This window comes from Paenibacillus amylolyticus (assembly GCF_003719335.1).
Classification (GTDB): domain Bacteria; phylum Bacillota; class Bacilli; order Paenibacillales; family Paenibacillaceae; genus Paenibacillus; species Paenibacillus amylolyticus_D.
Map to the genome: position 1 here is coordinate 461946 of NZ_RIAS01000002.1, position 20104 is coordinate 482049.

A 20104-nucleotide genomic window follows, 5' to 3' on the forward strand; every position below is an offset into this window, starting at 1 on the left:
TAAGCTGCAGGCCATTTTGTATTCAATGCTATGAAAATAGAAAGTTATATTGGAAGCTGGAGCATGAAAATTGCGAAAATATGGTCAAACGTAGGCTGGATATGGAACGATTTTCTTTTATCAGCAATTAAAATCAGTTGTGCTCTGCTATAAAACGTGTATAATTATTCGAAAAAGAGATGTTTTTAAACGTCAACACACTAAAGCTGTACTGCAAAACAATTCTTATCAGAGGTATTAAAAAGTTTAAATTGCGCTGATGTTAGGTCGGTGTTAAAATAATAGAACTATATCAAAAAACGTCGCTCCATCTTGAGTAGTCGTGCCAGCGGCTACGTGTTGTTGTATATATGCTGTTACCGGATTACCGGCGTCAGTCCTTCGCAATAATCGCGGTCCTTACCGCAATACCAGGCTTACAACAGATGGCTCAAGCTGTCACCTCTCCATCTCAGCAGGCAGGCTTATCTCAAGCGAAATGCCGGCTCCTCCCGTTTCATTGTTGCCTGTTGTTATGTTCTTGATCTTTCCGAAATACTTCATTATAGAAAGGTTGCGTTCCATGAGACACATCGGATTACCTCCAAAACAAGGTCTGTATGACCCACAATTCGAAAAAGATGCATGTGGTATGGGTTTTGTTGCCAACATCAAAGGAGTACCTTCACACGATATCGTTAGTCAGGCACTGACCATGCTCAGTAATATGGAGCACCGTGGGGGTCAGGGAAGTGAACCGAATTCCGGTGACGGAGCAGGCATCCTGATTCAGATTCCACATCGTTATTTTGCAAAGGAAGCAGAGCGACTCGGTTTTGCATTGCCTGAACAGGGATTTTATGGCGTAGGCATGCTGTTCTTGTCTCATGATCCGGCAGTTCGTACTGCACATGAAGAGAGCCTGAAGAAGATTATTGAAGAAGAAGGACAGACCTTCCTGGGCTTCCGGGATGTACCTACGTATGATGAGATGCTGGGCCGTTCTGCACTGGCAGCGAAGCCTTACGTACGTCAGGTATTTATCGGAAGATCGGATGAAGTGAAAGATGAGCTTGCATTTGAACGCAAATTGTATGTCATTCGCAGACGTGCTGAACTGGCCATTCGTTATTCCGCAGACGAGGCGGAAGGAGAATCATTCTATTTGCCGAGCTTGTCTTGCCGTAAAGTGGTCTACAAAGGCATGCTGACAACCGAGCAGGTGGGCAAGTTCTATCTGGATCTGCAGGAAGAACTGGTTGAATCCGCGATTGCACTCGTACACTCCCGTTTCAGTACGAACACCTTCCCGAGCTGGGAACGTGCTCACCCGTATCGTTTCATGATCCACAACGGTGAGATCAATACAATGCGTGGTAACGTGAACTGGATGCATGCGCGTCAGTCCTTGTTCGAAAGCGAACTGTTCGGCGATGACATTGCAAAAGTAAAACCGGTCATTAATCCGGACGGTTCAGATACAGCAATGTTTGATAACACGCTGGAATTCCTGTATCTAAGCGGACGCTCCCTGCCACACGTGGCGATGATGATGGTTCCTGAGCCATGGAGCACCGATGAAGGTATGGACCCTGCGAAAAAGGCGTTCTACGAATACCACAGCACAATGATGGAGCCATGGGATGGCCCTGCGGCTATGGCATTTACGGACGGTTTACAGATCGGGGCTACGCTTGACCGTAACGGTTTGCGTCCTGCCCGTTATTATGTAACGAAGGATGACCGAATCATTCTTTCTTCCGAAGTCGGTGTTCTGGATATCGCACCGGAAGACATTCTGTACAAAGATCGTCTGCGTCCAGGACGGATGTTGCTCGTAGATACTCAAGAGGGCCGTATTATCTCTGATGAAGAAGTCAAAGCGCTCATTGCTTCAGAGAATCCTTACGAAGAGTGGCTTGAAGAGCACTTGATGGATCTGAACGAGTTGCCGGAAGCACCGGAGCTTCCAGACCCTAAACATGACAATGTTACGCAACTTCAACTTGCATACGGATATACATTTGAAGAACTGCGCAAAGTGCTGGAGCCAATGGCATCCACAGGAATGGAAGCTACAGGCTCCATGGGTTATGATGCACCGCTGGCTGTTCTGTCCGATCGTCCGCAACGCCTGTATAACTACTTTAAACAGATGTTTGCACAGGTAACCAATCCGCCGATTGATGCGATCCGTGAAGAGATCGTTACCTCTACAGCGACAACGATTGGTCCGGAGCGTAACCTGCTTAACCCTGAACCGGAGAGCTGTCGCCAGATTCGGCTGGATACACCGGTATTGTCTAATGAAGACTTTGCGAAGATCCGCCACGTTCGTCGTCCGGGCTTCCGTTCCATGACGATTCCGATCTTCTTCACCGCAGCAGAAGGAGCCGAAGGGTTGCATAAAGCGATGGACTTGCTCTTTGAAGCAGCAGACCGGGTCATCGACAAAGGACACAATATTTTGATTTTGTCTGACCGCGGTGTGGATGCCGAGAATGCAGCAATTCCGGCGTTGCTGGCTGTTGCAGGTCTGCATCACCACCTGATTCGTCAGGGTACAAGAACAAAAGTCAGCATTTTGCTCGAATCGGGAGAACCGCGTGATATTCACCACTACGCATTGCTTCTGGGTTATGGCGTAAGTGCGGTTAACCCTTATCTGGCATTTGAAACGCTGGATGATATGATTCAGCAAGGTTTGCTGCGCGGCATTTCCCATGAGAAAGCCGTGAAAAACTACATTAAAGCCGCAACTAAAGGCGTTATTAAAATATTGTCCAAAATGGGTATCTCAACGATCCAATCGTATCGCGGTGCTCAAATTTTCGAAGCGGTGGGTCTGAAATCAGATTTCGTTGACCGTTACTTCACTTGGACACCTTCACGAATCGGTGGTATCGGTCTGGAGGAAGTAGCAGCAGAGGCGCTGACACATCACAACCGAGCTTTCACAGATAAGGACGGCAATGATAAAGTGCTGGATTCCGGCGGTGAATACCAATGGCGGAACGACGGGGAAGAGCATTTGTTCAACCCGCAAACGATCCACACATTGCAACACGCTGTACGTACGGGCGATTACAAGCTGTACAAAAAGTATTCCAAACTCGTACAGGGTGAGAATGATCAACTGCTCACCATTCGTTCCATGCTGAAACTAAAACCGGTCGGAGCATCCATTCCGCTCGAAGAAGTAGAATCCGTAGAAAACATCATGCGTCGTTTCAAAACGGGTGCGATGTCCTTCGGTTCAATCAGTAAAGAAGCTCACGAAGATTTGGCAATCGCCATGAACCGTGTGGGTGGTAAATCCAACACTGGTGAAGGCGGAGAAGACCCGGCTCGTTTCGTGAAAGACAGCAATGGGGATTCCCGTCGCAGTGCGATCAAACAAGTTGCATCCGGACGTTTTGGTGTAACTTCCAACTATCTGGTCAATGCTGACGAGATTCAGATCAAAATGGCACAAGGGGCTAAACCAGGTGAAGGCGGACAACTGCCAGGCCGTAAAGTATATCCTTGGGTAGCAGAAGTTCGCGGCTCTACACCAGGTGTAGGTCTGATCTCACCGCCGCCGCATCACGATATTTATTCGATTGAGGACTTGGCAGAATTGATCTATGACTTGAAAAATGCTAATCCGCGTGCCGAAATTAACGTGAAGCTGGTATCAGAAGTCGGTGTCGGAACGATTGCTGCAGGTGTAGCTAAAGGTCGTGCGGACATTATCCTGGTCAGCGGTTACGACGGCGGAACGGGGGCATCTCCTCAAGGTTCCATCCGTCATGCCGGTATGCCGTGGGAGCTTGGACTTGCAGAGACACATCAAACGTTGATGCTGAACAATCTGCGTGATCGTGTTGTTCTTGAAACAGATGGCAAAATGCTGAACGGGCGCGACCTGGCTATTGCTGCGTTGCTTGGAGCAGAAGAATATGGTTTCTCTACTGCACCACTCGTAGCACTGGGCTGTATCATGATGCGTGTCTGCCAAATGGATACTTGTCCAGTTGGTGTGGCAACACAAAATCCGGAACTGCGTAAAAACTACATGGGAGATCCTGAACATGTCGTGAACTTTATGCGTTTCGTCGCAGAAGACATGCGTGAGATTATGGCTGATCTTGGTTTCCGTACCATTCAGGAAATGGTTGGACGTACAGATTGCCTCGAAACGGTAGAAGCTGTGGATCACTGGAAGAAAAAAGGTGTGGATCTGTCTGTATTGCTGCATGTGCCTGAACTGCCGGAAGGCGCTGCACGTTACCGTACACAGCATCAGAATCACCAATTGGAAGAAACGCTGGATATGCAACAACTCGTGCCACTCGCACAGCCAGCTATTGAATCCGGTCAACCTGTTGAAGCGGTTCTTCCGATTACCAATGTGAACCGTGCAGTGGGTACCATCCTAGGTAGTGAGATTACACGTAAATATGGTCTTGCTGGTTTGCCTGAGGATACGGTTAAATTTAAATTTGTTGGCTCAGCTGGACAAAGCTTTGGTGCTTTTGTACCAAAAGGCATGACGCTCACGGTAGAAGGAGACTCCAACGACTACGTAGGTAAAGGATTGTCAGGAGGTAAGCTGATTGTTATGCCTTCACCAAAAGCGACATTCGAAGCGGAGAACAACATCATTATCGGAAACACCGCTTTATATGGGGCGACTAGTGGGGAAGCGTATATCCGCGGTATTGCCGGAGAGCGTTTCGCTGTACGTAACTCAGGAGCCAAAGTGGTTGTTGAAGGTGTAGGCGATCATGGCTGTGAATACATGACAGGTGGGCGTGTCGTAGTACTCGGCGATACAGGTCGTAACTTTGCAGCAGGGATGTCCGGAGGTATTGCTTACGTGTATGATCCAAAAGGCGCATTCCTGCAACGCTGCAATCTGGAAATGGTTCTTTTGGAGCGTGTCGAGGATGCTTCTGAAAGTGAAGATTTGCTTGGCATGATTCAACGGCACGTAGCACTTACGGGAAGTGCTGCAGGTCAGCGTATCCTGGATACATGGCAGGATTCCCTGAATCAATTTGTGCGTGTCATTCCGAAGGACTTCAAACGTATGACGGAACAGATCGAGCGGGTACAGGCGACAGGTCTGACAGGTGAAGCCGCTTTGCTGGCCGCATTTGAAGCGAATATGCGTGAGCTTGCGCGCACCGGAGGTTAATGTTTCGTTTATTTTCCTAATTAAAAGAAAAGCTTTAAAACAAAAGGAGTCTTATAGCCGCCAGAACGGCGTTATAAGGCTCCTTTTTGCTTTCGACAAAATTAGAACCCGCTCAAAAAACGTTATCGCCATGAGACGACAACATCGAGGAACGTTCTAAAGTATAATTAGGTTTAGTTTTTGGAGTGCAGAGAAAGTATTAAGATAAGAGAGGTTAGCGGAATGAAGATGAAGCATCCAAACATGGGCGATTCTAAGCCGACAGGTAACAAAGTCGAAGCAACCCGGATGGACATCATGAAAGTTTTACTGCAATGTGGAATCGACCCGGAGCGTTTGAAACATTTCGTATCCTCCGACAACAAGCGTACATGAACCAGTGCACACCAAGGAATGGAGGGAATTATGATACACAAAAAGGCCCAGAAACCGGAGCAGGAAGTACTCGGAAACTGGGTTTTCTTTTCGGGTATCGTATGATTAATCCATACTGCGTTCCATTCGTACAAAAGCGATAAAACGACGAGCTTCTTCCTCCGTTAAAGGTTTACCATCAATCATCAGATCAAAGCGCTCTAACACTTCCTTATCTGACAATTCAAGCGCATCCACGAATTCACGCACGTCTTCATCCATAACCATATCACTTTGCTTCGTACGTCCAATCAAATAATCAATGGACACATCGAAAATGTCAGCAAGCCGCGTTAACACCTCGAAATCCGGTTTGCGCCGGTTTTTCTCGTAGTGGGAAAGAGCCGCTCTGGTAATATGAATGGAGTTCGCAAGTTCTTCTTGAGTAAGTCCCCGCTGTTCTCGTAATTCAGCAATGCGATTTCCGTAGCTCATAAGCTATTTCCCCCTGAACACCATCATATATATTGAAACAATCCTGAGCCAAGTTTTTGATCAGGGAAGCTTTCCTGCAAAGGTACTACGCCTCATTCGTCTCATATACTTCACTTCTTAAATAGGTCTGTCTAAGGACAGCTCATATTGTCGTAAATCAAAAGAACCATGTCCAAATACCGCTTGACATGATACGTATTGTATCGTAAATTGAACGTATGGAGTTACAAAATGTATCATTAAATAGTATTTTAAGTATTTCCTCATGGACTGAGCGTTATACCTGCTAAAAGTAAAAGAGTCTCGCCCATGCTGGCCAATCCATTCTAAAGGAATGAAATCATGAATTCAAAAATTCTTCAGGAATGGGCCGATCTGAAACCAAATGTCCATATGTACATTCAGGAGTTTCATGGGAAAATGGTAGATCGCAAAAGACGTCCCGTCCTGTTGCTTGGTATGGATACACAAGCGATCACTTTCCTGAGCGACCTGAACTTACCCGTATTATCAGAAATGGTACTAGGTTTGGATGTAGAAGACAGCCGTGTATGTGTCAGGCTTCATGCCAAACTGCAATGGAAACAGCCTTTTGGAGAGTTGATATTGTATCATTCAAACTTGCATATTCAGAAAGAGCAAACACTATATATAACTGGACAGTTAAACAGAATGCTTACTGAAGTTGAATTTGAGGCGGTTCCCCGTTCTACATATGGGAATGCAGCAGATCCATCTCCACAGTTAAAGCCGTATCGTTACATTGATTTTACCATATAGGATGAGGGTGAATCTGAACAATTTCTGAACAAGCATGTACTTAACGCCATTTTACTATATTTCGTAGCGTTATGCATTAGTTCTTTAACACCAAAAGCATTTGCGCAATGAATAAAGGGGCGAGGAGGAGCATACATTGAGGAAGTTTGGATATGGTTGAAATGCACTGCCACATATTATTCGGTCTGGATGATGGTCCTGTTCAAATGGAGCAGTCCGTTGCGATGGCTGAGAAGGCAGTAGCTTCAGGAATTACCTCCATTATTGCAACTCCGCATCACCTGAACGGACATTACAACAATGAACCAAAGGTAGTCAATCAGGCTGTTCATATGTTTCGTGCTGAGCTTGCCAAACGAAATATCCGTTTGCAGATTGATCCCGGTCAGGAGATCAGAGTGCACGATGGGCTGATTGAAGACTTGTATGCAGGAAAGTGCTGCACACTGGCCGGTAGTCGTTACATGTTGCTGGAGTTACCCTTTGGTCATATTCCCTCACAGTTCCCCGGAATACTGCACGAACTGCGAATCGCGGGAATTACCCCTATTATCGCTCATCCGGAACGTAACCTTGTCATTTTGAAAAAGCCATTGCTGCTGTCCGATTATTTGATTCAAGGTGGACTATGCCAGCTTACGGCGGAATCATTCACTGGGCTTTTCGGGCGAAAAGTTCAGAAGTGGTGTTTTCATTTTTGCAAAGAAAACGGGTTTCATTTCATTTCATCAGATGCACACGATACGAAACATCGAACGTTCAAGCTGGATGTTGTATATCCGTTGCTTGAAAGGCGGTTGGGCCGTGGCTATATTCAACATTTTCAAGATAATGCACGATCCATTTGCAATAATCAACGTATTTCAGCTGTGATACCAGCCAAGAAAAAGCGAAGCTTTTTGTTCTGGTGAACAGCTGCTGATGTACCAAATACATAGTCACATATCATGGCTGACTTATATGGGAGGAAAATCGAATGGAACTCAAAGAGTATTTACACATTTTACGTAAACGCATCTGGATTATTGTTGCCTTCGTAGCTGTGGCTTGTATTGGTGCAGGTGTTAAAAACTACTTTTTTACTGTACCGATCTATGAAGCAGGCGCCAAATTAATCGTCAACCAGGCATATAATGCCCAAGGTGTTCCGAGTTTGGATATTAGCACGATTCAGACGAACATCAAAGTGATCAACTCCTATATGGAGATTATTAAATCTTCTGCAATCCTCGATAAAGTGGCATCGACATACCCCGATCTTGGTATGACCGGGAATCAATTAGGGCAGAACATCCAAGTTTCCACCGCCAATGAGTCCCAGGTTATGAGTCTAACAGCTACGGGGCTATCATCCGAAAAAGCCGCAAAAACCGTAAACGCAGTTGCGAAAGTGTTTAAATCTCAAATCCCCGTAATTATGAAAGTAGACAATGTCACGATCCTAAGTGAAGCGAAACCTACGGATTCCTCCAATCCTATTAACGTCAACCCCATCATCAATATTTTGATTAGCTTTATTGTCGGACTGCTACTGGCAGTAGGGTTTATATTCCTGCTGGAATATTTGGATGACACCTTGAAAACGGAAGATGAATTGGAGAAAGAATTAAATCTTCCTGCACTTGCTGTCATCTCCAAGATTAGAAAAGAAGAGAGCCGTATATCCAAACAGTCATCCATATCTCAAAAACAGGTAGGTGATGGACAGTATGTCACGATTAACCAATGAACGAGTAGGCCTAGTAACGATGGCTAATCCCAGATCTAATTCCTCCGAAGCTTATCGAAAGCTACGCACCAATATTCAGTTTTCATCCATAGACAGTCAGATTCAGACGATCATGATTGCCTCGGCATCATCAGGTGAAGGGAAAACAACGACGATTGGTAATTTGGCAGTCACTTATGCGCAGGAAGGCAAAAAGGTTCTGGTGATGGACACAGATTTACGTAAACCGGCAGTACATCTGATGTTTAATATACCCAATCATGTAGGACTGACCAGTGTGTTATCAAGTCAATACCAAGTGACCGAAGTGCTTCGAGAAACCGGAGTAGAAGGTTTACATGTTTTGTCTTCCGGGCCGATTCCTCCTAATCCTTCGGAGATGATTGGTTCACGTAAGATGACGGCACTTCTTGAGGGTTTAAAGGAAGAGTACGATGTTATTTTGTTCGATACACCGCCGGTTCTGACCGTGACCGATGCATTAATTATCAGTTCCTTGTGTGATGGTGTCATTCTTGTGGTGAATGCAGGCAAGGTGAAAAAGGATCTGGTCAAAAAGGCGAAAGCTCATCTTGAACATGTGAACGCACGTATTCTGGGCGCTGTGCTGAACAATGTGCAGATACCCAAAAGCCGCAATAATAGTTACGGGGAAAAATAACAGGCGTGAGAATTTAATTCCCTTTTTAAATCATCTTAAAAGGTCATGTCTACTATACCTCTATCATGGTAGGCACTCGGTCACACTGTGGGTAGTGTACCTTAGACGTGTATCGTCAGGGGTGTGATGTGAGGAGGGGTTCAATGCCCTATTATGAATCATTTATTTCATGTTTTCATGGTTTTATGAGGTCAAATAAAAAAATGGATAGGGTGATATCTATGACAAAGGTGAGAAAAGCAATTATCCCTGCTGCTGGATTGGGGACCCGTTTTTTACCTGCTACAAAGGCAATGCCTAAAGAAATGCTCCCTATTGTGGACAAACCGACTATCCAGTACATCGTTGAAGAGGCAGTCGCTTCCGGGATCGAAGATATTATTATCGTGACGGGCAAAGGAAAACGTGCGATTGAAGATCATTTTGATAGTGCGTTTGAACTGGAGCATAACCTGCTTGAGAAAGGAAAGCTCAGTTTGCTGGAAGAAGTCCGGAAGTCCTCCAACGTGGATATTCATTACATAAGACAGAAGGAAGCCCTTGGACTTGGGCATGCGGTCTGGTGTGCCCGTAATTTCATAGGCAATGAACCTTTTGCTGTACTGCTTGGTGATGATATCGTCGTTTCAGAAGTACCGTGCCTGAAACAGCTAATCCAGCAGTATGAAAAGGTAGAGCAGTCGGTACTTGGCGTGAAAACGGTAAGTCCGAGTGAAACATATCGCTATGGGATTATTGATCCACTGCACACAGAAGGACGCTTATCTTCTGTAAAGAGTATGGTTGAGAAGCCGCCACTAGGTTCGGCACCGTCCAACCTGGCAATTATGGGACGATACATTTTGACTCCGAAAATTTTCGAATATCTGGAAGAGCAAAATGTAGGCGCAGGAGGCGAAATTCAGCTTACAGATGCGTTGCAAAAGTTGAATATTGATCAAGGAATCAGTGCCTATGACTTTGAAGGTTCCCGCTTTGATGTAGGGGAGAAGCTGGGGTACATCCTTACAACTTTAGATTTTGCACTCAAAAATAAAGAGTTGCGCGCACCGGTGTTGATGGCGATTGAAGAGATTCTAATGAAGGAACAAATGAATCAAATCCTTGTAGCTGGAGGGGATAGTCTGTGAAGCTATCAGGACCGGAATACTTTGGGAGTGGGGAAACCTTGGTTAAAGAGGGGAATGCCGCAGTACTTGAGCAGCCATACTCACAACGTGTTGGCGGGTATACGGATGTGATGAAGCCATTGGTCGATTTTGTTATCGCCATTCTGTTACTGCTGATCACATTACCGGTCATGCTGCTTTCAGCTATTTTGATTAAACTGGATTCCAAAGGGCCCGTGATCTTTAAGCAGGAACGATACGGGAAAAACGGAGTCAAATTTAACATCTATAAATTTAGAACGATGCGTACGGACGCACCGAAATATGGCCTTTCGCCAACGACCAGTCATGATCCGAGGATTACACGACTGGGCAGAATATTGCGCAAGACGAGTCTGGATGAACTGCCGCAGCTGCTTAACATTATCAAAGGGGATATGAGTTTTATCGGCCCGAGACCTGAAATGAAACGGATTGTGGAGGAATGTTATACCGATCTGGAGCGCAGACGGTTTCTGGTGAAACCGGGAATTACGGGATTGTGGCAGGTGAGCGAGGCTCGCAAGGAGCCTATTCACCATAATCTCCAGTATGACTTCCACTATATTTCCAATGTCTCTATGAAAATGGACATCACCATCATTTTTAAAACCATCGGTGTAATGATTAAAAGCAACACCTTTTGACCATTTTGGATCATAATTTGGAGTGTGATGTAATGAAACATATTGTAGTGACAGGTGCTGCCGGATTTCTTGGCTCTCATCTCGTGCAATCCTTAATTGGCCAGGGTCATCAGGTTACAGGGATTGATAATCTTTCAACAGGTATGATCCGCAATCTGGCAGAGGTTATGGAGAACCCTCATTTTGTATTCCATGAAGCAGATGTTACACTTCCCGATACAATGGATTTTTTCGTTGATCAGCAGGTACATGAAATCTATCATCTGGCTTCGCCTGCTTCACCGAAGTTCTATCAAGCAGATGCCATCGGCACGATCTGGGTGAACACGCGAGGAACCTATCATATGCTGGAACTGGCCCGGGTCAAAGGTGCCAAGTTTTTGTATTCCAGTACAAGTGAAGCCTATGGCGATCCCGAGATTCATCCGCAGCCGGAGAGTTATCGAGGCAATGTAAATACGTGGGGGCCACGAGCCTGCTATGACGAAGCCAAACGGTTGGGCGAAGTTTTTTGTTATGAATACTACACGAAACAACGTGTTTCCGTGAAGGTTGCGCGTATTTTTAACACGTATTCTTCCGGTCTTCGTAATGATGACGGCAGGGTGATATCTAATTTTGTAACGCAGGCGCTGACAGGTCAGGATATTACGGTGTATGGGGATGGTTCACAGACCCGATCCTTCTGTTATGTGGATGATAACATCCGGGGGTTACAAGCTTTCATGGCAGAAGATCGGGCTGATGGAGAGATTATCAACATCGGCAATCCTACAGAATACACAATCCTTGAGGTTGCTCATTTGGTGAAACAACTTACGCAATCGGACAGTAGGGTTGTATTCTTGCCTTTACCTGAAGATGATCCGAAGGTTAGACGTCCAGTGATTGATAAAGCTCGTGAAATATTAAACTGGGAGCCGGAGATTGGTCTGGAAGAGGGATTGAAACGCACGATAGAGCATTATCGATCGATGTTGCAGGTACAGGAAACTGGATAACACTGAACTGCTAACAATGAAGCTGAATAAAAGCGAGTTGAGAACCGTGCAAACTATATTGATTGCTCACAGTTTATACCCACCCCATATTATTGGGGGAGCCGAGATATCGACACAAATTCTGGCCCAGACGCTGGAGTCCAGTTATGACGTGAAAGTCATTACCGTAGGTGGACACAAGGAGGGCGGGGTGCAGACGGATACAGTGAACGGGATTGAAATCTCGCGGCTACCGTTTAACAATCGGTATTGGATCGGTGATACAGCAAGGCAGGCCAGCACTTCTGACAAAGTATTATGGCGCATCCAGGATATTTTTAATGTGAAGCAATACCAGCATATTAAACAATATCTGATGAGGAAACGTCCTGCCCTGATCCACACTCAGAATATTCCGGGACTAAGCCTTGCGATCTGGAAAGCGGCTTTTGAACTGAACATTCCGGTTGTGCATACGTTGCGGGATTTTTCGTTAATTGAGCCCATTGCAATCTCGGCATACTCCAGGTTCTACAGACAGATTTCCAAACATTACAGCCGCAGGGTTTCTTCTGTTATTGGCATATCCGAGCATGTGCTTAACAAGCATATCGAACTGGGATTTTTCGCGCACGCGTCCAAACATGTCATTCATAACATTGTTGAGCGTGATGATCAGGTTCAGCATGTCAATGCGGGGAAAACGGTTCGTCACCAGCAACCCCTTCATGTTGGATATTTTGGACAATTAACCGAGGTCAAGGGTGTTCAGTATCTGATTGAAGCGGTGCAAAAACTCGATCAGCAGATCGTGGGAAAGCTGTTCATCCACGGGGATGGTCCTCTGCTCCATACATTACAAGAACTCGCAGGGACTGATTCCCGGATCGTGTTCGTGGGCAAAATCGATAAAAAGGAGATCACTTCCCAGATGAAAAAGATGGATCTTACCATTGTACCTTCCACCTGGGATGAACCTTTTGGCAGAGTAGTCATTGAATCGTATCAAGCAGGTACGCCAGTCTACGCTTCTAAGGTTGGGGGTATGCCCGAGATTTTGCTGGATGCGGACACCTTCTCCTTCACCGCTCATCGTGCCGATGCGATCCGTGATGCAATCCTCCATTACTATTCATTATCTGAAGCTGAAAAAAACGAATTAATGCTACGATGCTGCGAACACAGCCTATCCTTTAATGAAGATTATCTTCTCACCAGACATGCGATCATCTACGAGAAGTTAATTGGAGGTGAAGGTTAAGATGTACATGAATCCTCTGAACGTCAAATCGTCATCATTAGTTCAAGCGAGGTCTGCTGCTCCTACCTCTTCCATCATAATATTGATTCATGTCTTACTCCTTTATTTGTCCATTTATGGCCTGGTTTCGATCTACGTCGATAATATTGTGATTCGTTCGTTAAAGGATGCAGGCATGTTGCTGCTTGCGGTATATACGCTTGCCCGGGTATATCGCCAGCAGATTCATTTTCTGAATCTATTCCTGTTTATACTGGCCTCCCTCATCGTGCTCGGATCGTTAAATGTTCTTGTCGGTTCCAGCATGGTCACGTTAGTCTATGGAATCAAAATCACGCTTTTACCGCTGGTGATGCTGTTTGCAGGCATGTTTATGGCCGAGCAGGGTGGAATGTACGCATTTGCCAGAACCAATCTGGTTATTTTTATTATGCTCATTGCAGGATGGTGCGCCCAATATGCGCTGGGTATAGAAAAGTTAATCACTATGGGATTCGTATACGGCGTAAACATCAAAAACTATCTTGAGGGTGTGCCGCGTCTATCCTCCATTACGTACTCGCCTGATGGTTATGCGTATGCATTGGTAATGACAGGCATCATTGCAGAGCATACCAAGATGGCAGTGAAACATCGCAGCTTTCGCCTGATGATCCAGTTGCTGACGATCGGTTTTTTGCTCTTATCTACGATTCGATCAGCTTTATTACTCTGGTGTGTATATCAAGTGGTTCTTTTTTTACTTCAGATTCGAAAGTACAGCAAAAAGAATATGTTAGTTCTGGCGGTTGTTTTTCTGACACTGCCAGCGGTTGTGTTTTTCGGAGGCAGGTTGCTACAGTCCAAAAATCTGCTCTCCAGTTCATCCCTGCTGGATCGGTTACAGATATGGGGAAGTAGCCTAACCTCGCCATTCACCATGAATGGCATGATCGGCAACGGAATTGGTTCGGTTGGTGCTGCCAGCCGGCGCACACATATGATGGGTCTGAACTCCAGTAATTTTGCAGTGGATAACCAATACTTTTCCTTGTACGAACAGACAGGCTGGATCGGGCTTGTCTATTTTTTGATGTTATTCATGTGGCTGTTGATCACACTGGTTAGACGAATGAATGCCTCACCTTACCCGGCAGTTTCCAGACTTCCTCAGGTGGCTATAGCCCTCGGCGCAGGAGTGGCTACGGCAAGTATGACAACCAACGTTCTTGAGTTGTTCCCTGCGAACGTTTTTTTCTGGATGTTCATAGGCATGGCACTATATCAGCATCGTAATGCAGGTGATATACCATATAAAGCGGGTGAGCGAATATGAAGATTTTGCACATCGGAGAATATGTGGTCGGTGGTGTAGCCACGTATGTAAACGAGCTGGTGTCCTACCAGCGTAACCGGTTTGAGGTTTATGTATTGATGAGTGATTATAACTCAGCCAAGGATTTTGATCTGGAGCCAGAACATATTATTCGTTACAACTACAAGCGCCATCCAAAGCACTTTTTCTCAGCGATGAGACAGATTCACCAAGCTATTCGGCGGATCGAGCCGGATATCATTCATGTACACAGCTCATTTGCGGGTATGCTCGCAAGGGGCTTGTTTTTTTTCACCCCGCGCAAAGCGAGTATCTTCTACTGCTCACATGGCTGGTCTTTTTTGATGGATACCAAACCTTTGCATAAAAAGGCTTATTTCTTGATTGAAAAGATACTGGAATTCAAAACAGACTATATCGTGAACATTTCAAAATATGAGATGGAGCAATCGATTCGAATGGGCATGTCTCCAGCCAAATCCCGATTCGTATACAGTGGCCTGCGTGATCGCAAGCCCCGCAAGGACGAAGAGTCGTCGCAAGTCATTGTGCAGAAGCATGAGAAGGAAGAGCAGGTCAGCATGATTCGGCTCTTGTTTGTGGGCAGATACGATCGGCAGAAAGGACTGGATCTGTTGCTGGACGCATTCAGGCAATATCCCGAGCTGCAGCAGCGTATTCAGTTATACATCATCGGAGACAGCGTGTTGGAAAAGAACGAATGGATCTTTACCGACAATATGATCCGGTTAGGGTGGGTCAATAATGCAGAGATTGATCACTATTACGAGCAGTGTGATGCGATCATTATGCCTTCCAGGTGGGAAGGGTTACCCCTGGTCGCGCTGGAAGCGATGAAAAACCACAAACCCGTCATCGCAAGCAATCGGGCCTCGTTGCCAGAACTGGTGACGCATGGCGTGAATGGCTACATCTTTGAACTCGAACGACTCGAAGGGTTGAGAGAGATACTAATGCAGCTCGACAAAGAAACGCTGGCAGCCATGGGTGAAGCGGGACATCAGGTGTATAAAGAAAAGTTCAGCTCGGATCGAATGAATGAGGAATTCGTGAGTCTCTATTACGAAGCGAGAAATGTAGAAGTTAGCTTCCAAACCGCCGGGCCGGCTTCCCGTTTGGAAATTTCAAAGAGAAATGGAGATTAACATGAATACAATCTATATCAATGCCCGTTTCCTGACACAGACCGTTACCGGGGTTCAGCGATATGCCATTGAACTTGTGAAGGAAATCGATAATTTGATTGACGCTGGAGAAGTAGACGGTACGAAAGTAGAGTTTTGCCTGCTCTCACCCGCGAATGTGGTTACACATCTTGAACTGAAACATATCCGGCACCGGATTGTTGGCAGATTGAAGGGACATGTGTGGGAACAGCTGGAGTTGCCATTGTACGCGAAAAAAGGGTTGCTGATTAACCTGTGTAACACAGGCCCGGCATTCAAACGCAATCAGGTCGTGACGATCCATGATGCTTCCGTATTCAGTTATCCGAAAGCATTTTCCTTCGCATTTCGATCCTGGTATCAGTTCTTAACGGTGCGCTTAGGCAAGATTTCGAAAAAGGTAATTACCGTATCTAACTTCTCCAAAGGCGAGCTGATTCAGCATTGCAAAATTGCCGCGCAGAAAGTATCCGTTACGCATCTGGGCATCGATCATATTCATCATAGGCAGGCGGCTCAAGGCACACTTGAGAAATATGGGATTAAATCCCCGTATGTACTGGCCGTAAGCACAATGAACCCTTACAAAAACTTTAAGCTGATCTTGGACATTTTACCTGAGGTAAAAGCGCAAAATTTGAGTGTGGTCATCGTCGGGTCCAAGAACAGTAAGGTGTTCAGCAATCATGCCGTGAACGATTCGGAAGGTGTGAATTGGGTAGGGTATGTGACGGATGAGGAGTTAAAAGCGCTCTACGAACATGCCACCGGTTTTATTTTCCCCTCCTTGTACGAAGGGTTTGGCTTACCGCCACTGGAGGCGATGGCGCTTGGTTGTCCGGTTATCGTGTCTTCTCGCGGCTCGATCCCGGAAGTGTGCGGAGAGGCGGGACTATACTTTGATCCTCATCACCCGCAGGAAGCAGCTTCACGTCTGGTAGAGATGATGTCTGATCCCGAGCTCGGACAGCGAATGTCCATTCAGGGTAAAGAGCACTCGGCCTTCTTCTCCTGGAACAAATGTGCCAAGGATACAGTCAGCATTATTATGAGCACGGTGTAAGCATGCCAAATGTATTGTTGTGAGGGAGATAAAGCTATGAACAAAGTGTTTGTCGCGATTGATTTCCCGCCTGAAAAGGGAGGGATTCATGATTATGCCTACGGGCTTATATCACAGATTCCGGCAGAAGAGACAACGGTGCTGACCAATAAAATAAATAACACCGCGGAGTCAGAGCAGTTTGACCAGAAGCATGATTTTGAAATAATTCGGAAACGGATTTTTTCAGAATCCAATAAATGGCTGATGATTCTCTCGCAGCTCGTTCTGGTCATGCAGCTGATTCTGTTGAAATGGCGCAAAAAAACAGATGAGATTCATTTTGTGAATATATTCCCGGTTGGCCTAGCTGGCCCGTTGATGAAATTCCTTTTCAGAGTAAAATACTTCCCCTACGTTCACGGCCTGGATGTGATGGGGATGGTTAATAGCCGATTGTTCCCACTTCTGTTGTTCATTCTGAAGCGTGCGGACAAGGTGATTGCCAATAGCCAATATACGAAGTCGAAGCTGGTGGAACTGGGGATTTCGGAGCCTCAGATTGTCATTATTCCACCGGGACTTAACGTGAACAAGCTAAATGCGGATACAGGGAGCCAGGGGGATTTACGGGATAAGTATGGTCTGCATGGCAAAAAAGTGATGATCACCGTCTCGCGAATTGTGGAACGCAAAGGTCATGATGTCACACTGAAAGCCGTGAGTCAGGTTATTACGCATATTCCTGATCTGAAGTATGTTATCTGCGGGGATGGGCCGTATAAGGGAGAGCTCGAACGACTGGTAACTCAGTATGGACTCGAATCTGTCGTTGTGTTTACAGGACGTACGACGGATCAGGAGCTTCATCAGTTATATGAATGTGCGGATCTCTTCATTATGCCAAGTCGGGATATCAAGGAAAAGGGTGATGTGGAAGGGTTCGGAATTGTATTCCTGGAAGCCAACTATTATCGGTTACCTGTCATTGCAGGCAACAGTGGCGGTATTCCCGACGCCGTGAAGGATACTATCACCGGTTATCTCGTAGACCCGGTTAATGATCAGGAGATTGCTACGCGTATCGAACAATTAATGACGGACGAGGGACTGTCCAGAACGATGGGGGATAACGGGTACGACTGGGTGGTCAATCATTGTCTGTGGTCGCATCGCGGACAGTTGTTGAAGCAATTGGCCTAATGGATAGTGCCGCAATCTTCATGTCCTAATGGGGAGGATTAAGGATGAAAATATGTATCGTTACTCACAGGGTTGTTAAAGGGGAGGGTCAGGGCAGAGTTAATTATGAGATTGCAATCGAAACCCTAAGACAAGGCCATGAAGTTGTTATGATCTCCAATGAGGTGGAACCGGAACTCCTGGAATATGAGGGAGCTACATGGATTAAAGTTTTTCCTTCGCTCAAGTTACCCCAGCTGTTACGATACCAAATATTTGCCTTCAAAAGTGCCACCCTTATTCGCCAATTAAGAAAAACAAAGCAAGTTGATCTTGTGATGGTCAATGGTTTTATCACCTGGGCTAGAGGGGACATCAATGCGGTTCACTTTGTGCACAGTACATGGATAAAATCCCCCGTACATAGCTTCCGTGTACACCGCTCATGGAAACGATGGTATTTTGGTCTGTACACGCTGGTGAATGCGTATCTGGAACGATTCGCCTTTCGTAAAAGTGGCAGAATCATTGCGGTTTCCGAGAAAGTAAAGCATGAATTGATTCAATTAGGCACGCATCCCGATAAGGTGCAGGTTATTCATAATGGAGTGGATGTCCATGAATTTTACCCCAGTGATGCTGGAGAGAAGAGCAGAATGGATATTAACTCCGGCCGAGTCGTAGGTTTATTTGCAGGTGATATTAGCAGTCCGAGAAAGAATCTGGATACGGTATTGAAATCGATGGTGTCTGTACCTGAGTTAGAACTCGTTGTGGCGGGATCTACAGATCGAAGTATTTATCCTCAAATGGCTAAAGACTTAAACATAGAAGATCGGGTCCATTTTCTGGGCTATCGGAAAGATATGGGGTATCTCATGCGCAATGTGGATCTTTTTATTTTCCCCTCGCGTTATGAGGCTTGCAGTTTGGTCGTGTTGGAGGCTCTTGCCTCAGGTATTCCTGTTGTTATCACGAAGGAGTCGGGAGTAACTGAAATGATCAAGAACGATCATAAAAGTATCCCTCCCGGTGTCATTTTGCAAGATGCCAATGATGTAGATGGGCTGGCAGTCATTCTCAACACGTTAATGCAGGATAAAGCCTATTTGAATGAGATGGGCAAGGTATCCAGAGAAGTGGCTCTTCGAAATGATTGGAAGAAGATGTCTCTTACCTATTTGGAGAGCTACGAAGACTACTTAAAACACAGTGGAAGCCATGCTGGAAGAATGAAACGAAAACAAAGCATTGAGGTGGAATTATGAGAGCATCGGTAGTCATATGTACACATAACAGAGCGAAGGATACCGTTGAAGCTGTCCAAAGTGTTCTAGCTCAAGAGGATCATGATATTGAATTTGAAGTACTGGTTATCGATAATAACTCCAAAGATAACACCAAGGAATTATTTCAGAATGCCGATTGGCCTAATCAAGTTCGCTACATCTTTGAAAGTAGGCTTGGTCTATCTTATGCTAGGAACCGTGGCATTCGAGAAGCGCAAGGAGAATTTATCATGTTTCTGGACGATGATGCGCTGGCCTCTTCTTCCTGGATTCGTGAAGTCATTCAGGTGTTCGAACGGGATGAGCGGATTGGCTGTGTAGGCGGAAAAATTGATCCGATCTGGGAAGGCGGCAAGCCAGATTGGATTCCAGATGAGATTATAGGCCTGTATACGTTGATGGACTTTTCGGATCAGGTTACCGAGATGAAGCCGCCCTATTTCCCCTTTGGGGCAAATGTGTCTTTTCGAAAAAGCGTGTTTGATTCCATTGAGCCGTTTCGCGAAGACTTAGGGCGTGTAGGAAATAATTTGCTTTCAAGCGAAGAGAGTGAACTCATCAGCAGAATTCGAGAGAAATACGCCATATTTTATACGCCATATGGGTCAGTACAGCACAAAATTTCCAAAAGCAGATTAAATAAACGCTGGCTCTTGCGGCGCATGTATTGGCAGGGAATCAGTGATGCAACACGTTACAACAAGAGCGGCTGGGGTGTGTTCAAACATATTGTTCGAATTGCACAAGCAGGGCTGATGATGTTGTTATATATGAATAATGTACAGAAGGTCATGAGCCAATTAGTCAAAATATCTTATCGGAACGGCACGATTGTAGGGTCTCTCCGAAATGGCAGAGGGCTGAACACCTGAT

Annotated in this window: 17 protein-coding genes; 16 read left to right on the forward strand and 1 reads right to left on the reverse strand. The window is 45.6% G+C overall.

Annotation, left to right across the window (positions count from 1 at the left end):
- Window positions 1–562 precede the first annotated feature (562 nt).
- Window positions 563–5161, forward strand: coding sequence for a glutamate synthase large subunit (gene gltB, locus EC604_RS05790; RefSeq protein WP_123063220.1), 4599 nt, complete (start codon window positions 563–565; stop codon window positions 5159–5161).
- Between the two features lie 222 nt (window positions 5162–5383).
- Window positions 5384–5536 carry a hypothetical protein gene (locus EC604_RS30250; protein WP_205127914.1) on the forward strand — a complete coding sequence of 51 codons (153 nt, stop codon included), beginning with the start codon at window positions 5384–5386 and terminating at the stop codon, window positions 5534–5536.
- Window positions 5537–5641: 105 nt separating this feature from the next.
- Here the strand turns inward: EC604_RS30250 and EC604_RS05795 are convergent, their stop codons facing one another.
- Window positions 5642–6010 (reverse strand): helix-turn-helix domain-containing protein, encoded by a 369-nt coding sequence (locus tag EC604_RS05795; RefSeq protein WP_123063221.1) that lies wholly within the window; start codon window positions 6008–6010, stop codon window positions 5642–5644.
- 342 nt (window positions 6011–6352) lie between these two features.
- Between EC604_RS05795 and EC604_RS05800 the strand changes: the two genes are divergently transcribed.
- The 14 genes from EC604_RS05800 to EC604_RS05865 all read left to right on the forward strand — a co-directional run bounded on the left by EC604_RS05800 (window position 6353) and on the right by EC604_RS05865 (window position 20103).
- A complete protein-coding gene (locus EC604_RS05800; protein WP_123063222.1) occupies window positions 6353–6790 on the forward strand; it encodes a hypothetical protein in 438 nt (145 codons plus the stop codon).
- A gap of 152 nt (window positions 6791–6942) precedes the next feature.
- Complete coding sequence (locus EC604_RS05805) at window positions 6943–7701, forward strand: tyrosine-protein phosphatase (RefSeq protein WP_123063223.1); 759 nt, start codon at window positions 6943–6945, stop codon at window positions 7699–7701.
- 65 nt (window positions 7702–7766) lie between these two features.
- Window positions 7767–8519 carry a YveK family protein gene (locus tag EC604_RS05810; protein ID WP_123063224.1) on the forward strand — a complete coding sequence of 251 codons (753 nt, stop codon included), beginning with the start codon at window positions 7767–7769 and terminating at the stop codon, window positions 8517–8519.
- Window positions 8500–9180 (forward strand): CpsD/CapB family tyrosine-protein kinase, encoded by a 681-nt coding sequence (locus EC604_RS05815; protein ID WP_123063225.1) that lies wholly within the window; start codon window positions 8500–8502, stop codon window positions 9178–9180. The genes EC604_RS05810 and EC604_RS05815 overlap by 20 nt, the downstream gene beginning before the upstream one ends.
- 221 nt (window positions 9181–9401) lie before the next feature.
- Window positions 9402–10310: a UTP--glucose-1-phosphate uridylyltransferase GalU gene (galU, locus tag EC604_RS05820; protein WP_123063421.1), complete on the forward strand. Its 909-nt coding sequence runs from the start codon at window positions 9402–9404 to the stop codon at window positions 10308–10310.
- The gene (locus EC604_RS05825; protein WP_205127915.1) at window positions 10307–10975 is read left to right on the forward strand and encodes a sugar transferase; all 669 of its coding nucleotides are present in this window, start codon (window positions 10307–10309) and stop codon (window positions 10973–10975) included. Before galU ends, EC604_RS05825 begins: the two co-directional genes overlap by 4 nt.
- Before the next feature lie 32 nt (window positions 10976–11007).
- The gene (locus EC604_RS05830) at window positions 11008–11976 is read left to right on the forward strand and encodes a UDP-glucuronic acid decarboxylase family protein (protein ID WP_123063226.1); all 969 of its coding nucleotides are present in this window, start codon (window positions 11008–11010) and stop codon (window positions 11974–11976) included.
- 16 nt (window positions 11977–11992) lie between these two features.
- Window positions 11993–13216, forward strand: a complete 1224-nt coding sequence (locus EC604_RS05835) for a glycosyltransferase family 4 protein (RefSeq protein WP_123063227.1) — start codon at window positions 11993–11995, stop codon at window positions 13214–13216.
- Window position 13217: 1 nt separating this feature from the next.
- Window positions 13218–14531, forward strand: a complete 1314-nt coding sequence (locus tag EC604_RS05840) for an O-antigen ligase family protein (RefSeq protein WP_123063228.1) — start codon at window positions 13218–13220, stop codon at window positions 14529–14531.
- On the forward strand, window positions 14528–15697 hold the full coding sequence (locus tag EC604_RS05845) for a glycosyltransferase (protein ID WP_123063229.1): 1170 nt from the start codon (window positions 14528–14530) through the stop codon (window positions 15695–15697). The genes EC604_RS05840 and EC604_RS05845 overlap by 4 nt, the downstream gene beginning before the upstream one ends.
- 1 nt (window position 15698) lies before the next feature.
- A complete protein-coding gene (locus EC604_RS05850) occupies window positions 15699–16781 on the forward strand; it encodes a glycosyltransferase family 4 protein (RefSeq protein ID WP_161556864.1) in 1083 nt (360 codons plus the stop codon).
- Between the two features lie 36 nt (window positions 16782–16817).
- On the forward strand, window positions 16818–17963 hold the full coding sequence (locus tag EC604_RS05855) for a glycosyltransferase family 4 protein (protein ID WP_161556865.1): 1146 nt from the start codon (window positions 16818–16820) through the stop codon (window positions 17961–17963).
- Window positions 17964–18007: 44 nt separating this feature from the next.
- Window positions 18008–19210, forward strand: a complete 1203-nt coding sequence (locus EC604_RS05860) for a glycosyltransferase family 4 protein (RefSeq protein WP_123063232.1) — start codon at window positions 18008–18010, stop codon at window positions 19208–19210.
- Entirely contained in the window at window positions 19207–20103 is an 897-nt protein-coding gene (locus EC604_RS05865; protein WP_123063233.1) for a glycosyltransferase, read from the forward strand. Before EC604_RS05860 ends, EC604_RS05865 begins: the two co-directional genes overlap by 4 nt.
- Window position 20104: the final 1 nt, after the last annotated feature.

Excerpts from the sequence above, each read along its gene's own strand:
- gltB (WP_123063220.1), top strand. The coding sequence starts at position 563 with ATGAGACACATCGGATTACCTCCAAAACAAGGTCTGTATGACCCACAA.
- EC604_RS30250 (WP_205127914.1), top strand. The coding sequence starts at position 5,384 with ATGAAGATGAAGCATCCAAACATGGGCGATTCTAAGCCGACAGGTAAC.
- EC604_RS05795 (WP_123063221.1), bottom strand. The coding sequence starts at position 6,010 with ATGAGCTACGGAAATCGCATTGCTGAATTACGAGAACAGCGGGGACTT.
- EC604_RS05800 (WP_123063222.1), top strand. The coding sequence starts at position 6,353 with ATGAATTCAAAAATTCTTCAGGAATGGGCCGATCTGAAACCAAATGTC.
- EC604_RS05805 (WP_123063223.1), top strand. The coding sequence starts at position 6,943 with ATGGTTGAAATGCACTGCCACATATTATTCGGTCTGGATGATGGTCCT.
- EC604_RS05810 (WP_123063224.1), top strand. The coding sequence starts at position 7,767 with ATGGAACTCAAAGAGTATTTACACATTTTACGTAAACGCATCTGGATT.
- EC604_RS05815 (WP_123063225.1), top strand. The coding sequence starts at position 8,500 with ATGTCACGATTAACCAATGAACGAGTAGGCCTAGTAACGATGGCTAAT.
- galU (WP_123063421.1), top strand. The coding sequence starts at position 9,402 with ATGACAAAGGTGAGAAAAGCAATTATCCCTGCTGCTGGATTGGGGACC.
- EC604_RS05830 (WP_123063226.1), top strand. The coding sequence starts at position 11,008 with ATGAAACATATTGTAGTGACAGGTGCTGCCGGATTTCTTGGCTCTCAT.
- EC604_RS05835 (WP_123063227.1), top strand. The coding sequence starts at position 11,993 with ATGAAGCTGAATAAAAGCGAGTTGAGAACCGTGCAAACTATATTGATT.
- EC604_RS05840 (WP_123063228.1), top strand. The coding sequence starts at position 13,218 with ATGTACATGAATCCTCTGAACGTCAAATCGTCATCATTAGTTCAAGCG.
- EC604_RS05845 (WP_123063229.1), top strand. The coding sequence starts at position 14,528 with ATGAAGATTTTGCACATCGGAGAATATGTGGTCGGTGGTGTAGCCACG.
- EC604_RS05850 (WP_161556864.1), top strand. The coding sequence starts at position 15,699 with ATGAATACAATCTATATCAATGCCCGTTTCCTGACACAGACCGTTACC.
- EC604_RS05855 (WP_161556865.1), top strand. The coding sequence starts at position 16,818 with ATGAACAAAGTGTTTGTCGCGATTGATTTCCCGCCTGAAAAGGGAGGG.
- EC604_RS05860 (WP_123063232.1), top strand. The coding sequence starts at position 18,008 with ATGAAAATATGTATCGTTACTCACAGGGTTGTTAAAGGGGAGGGTCAG.
- EC604_RS05865 (WP_123063233.1), top strand. The coding sequence starts at position 19,207 with ATGAGAGCATCGGTAGTCATATGTACACATAACAGAGCGAAGGATACC.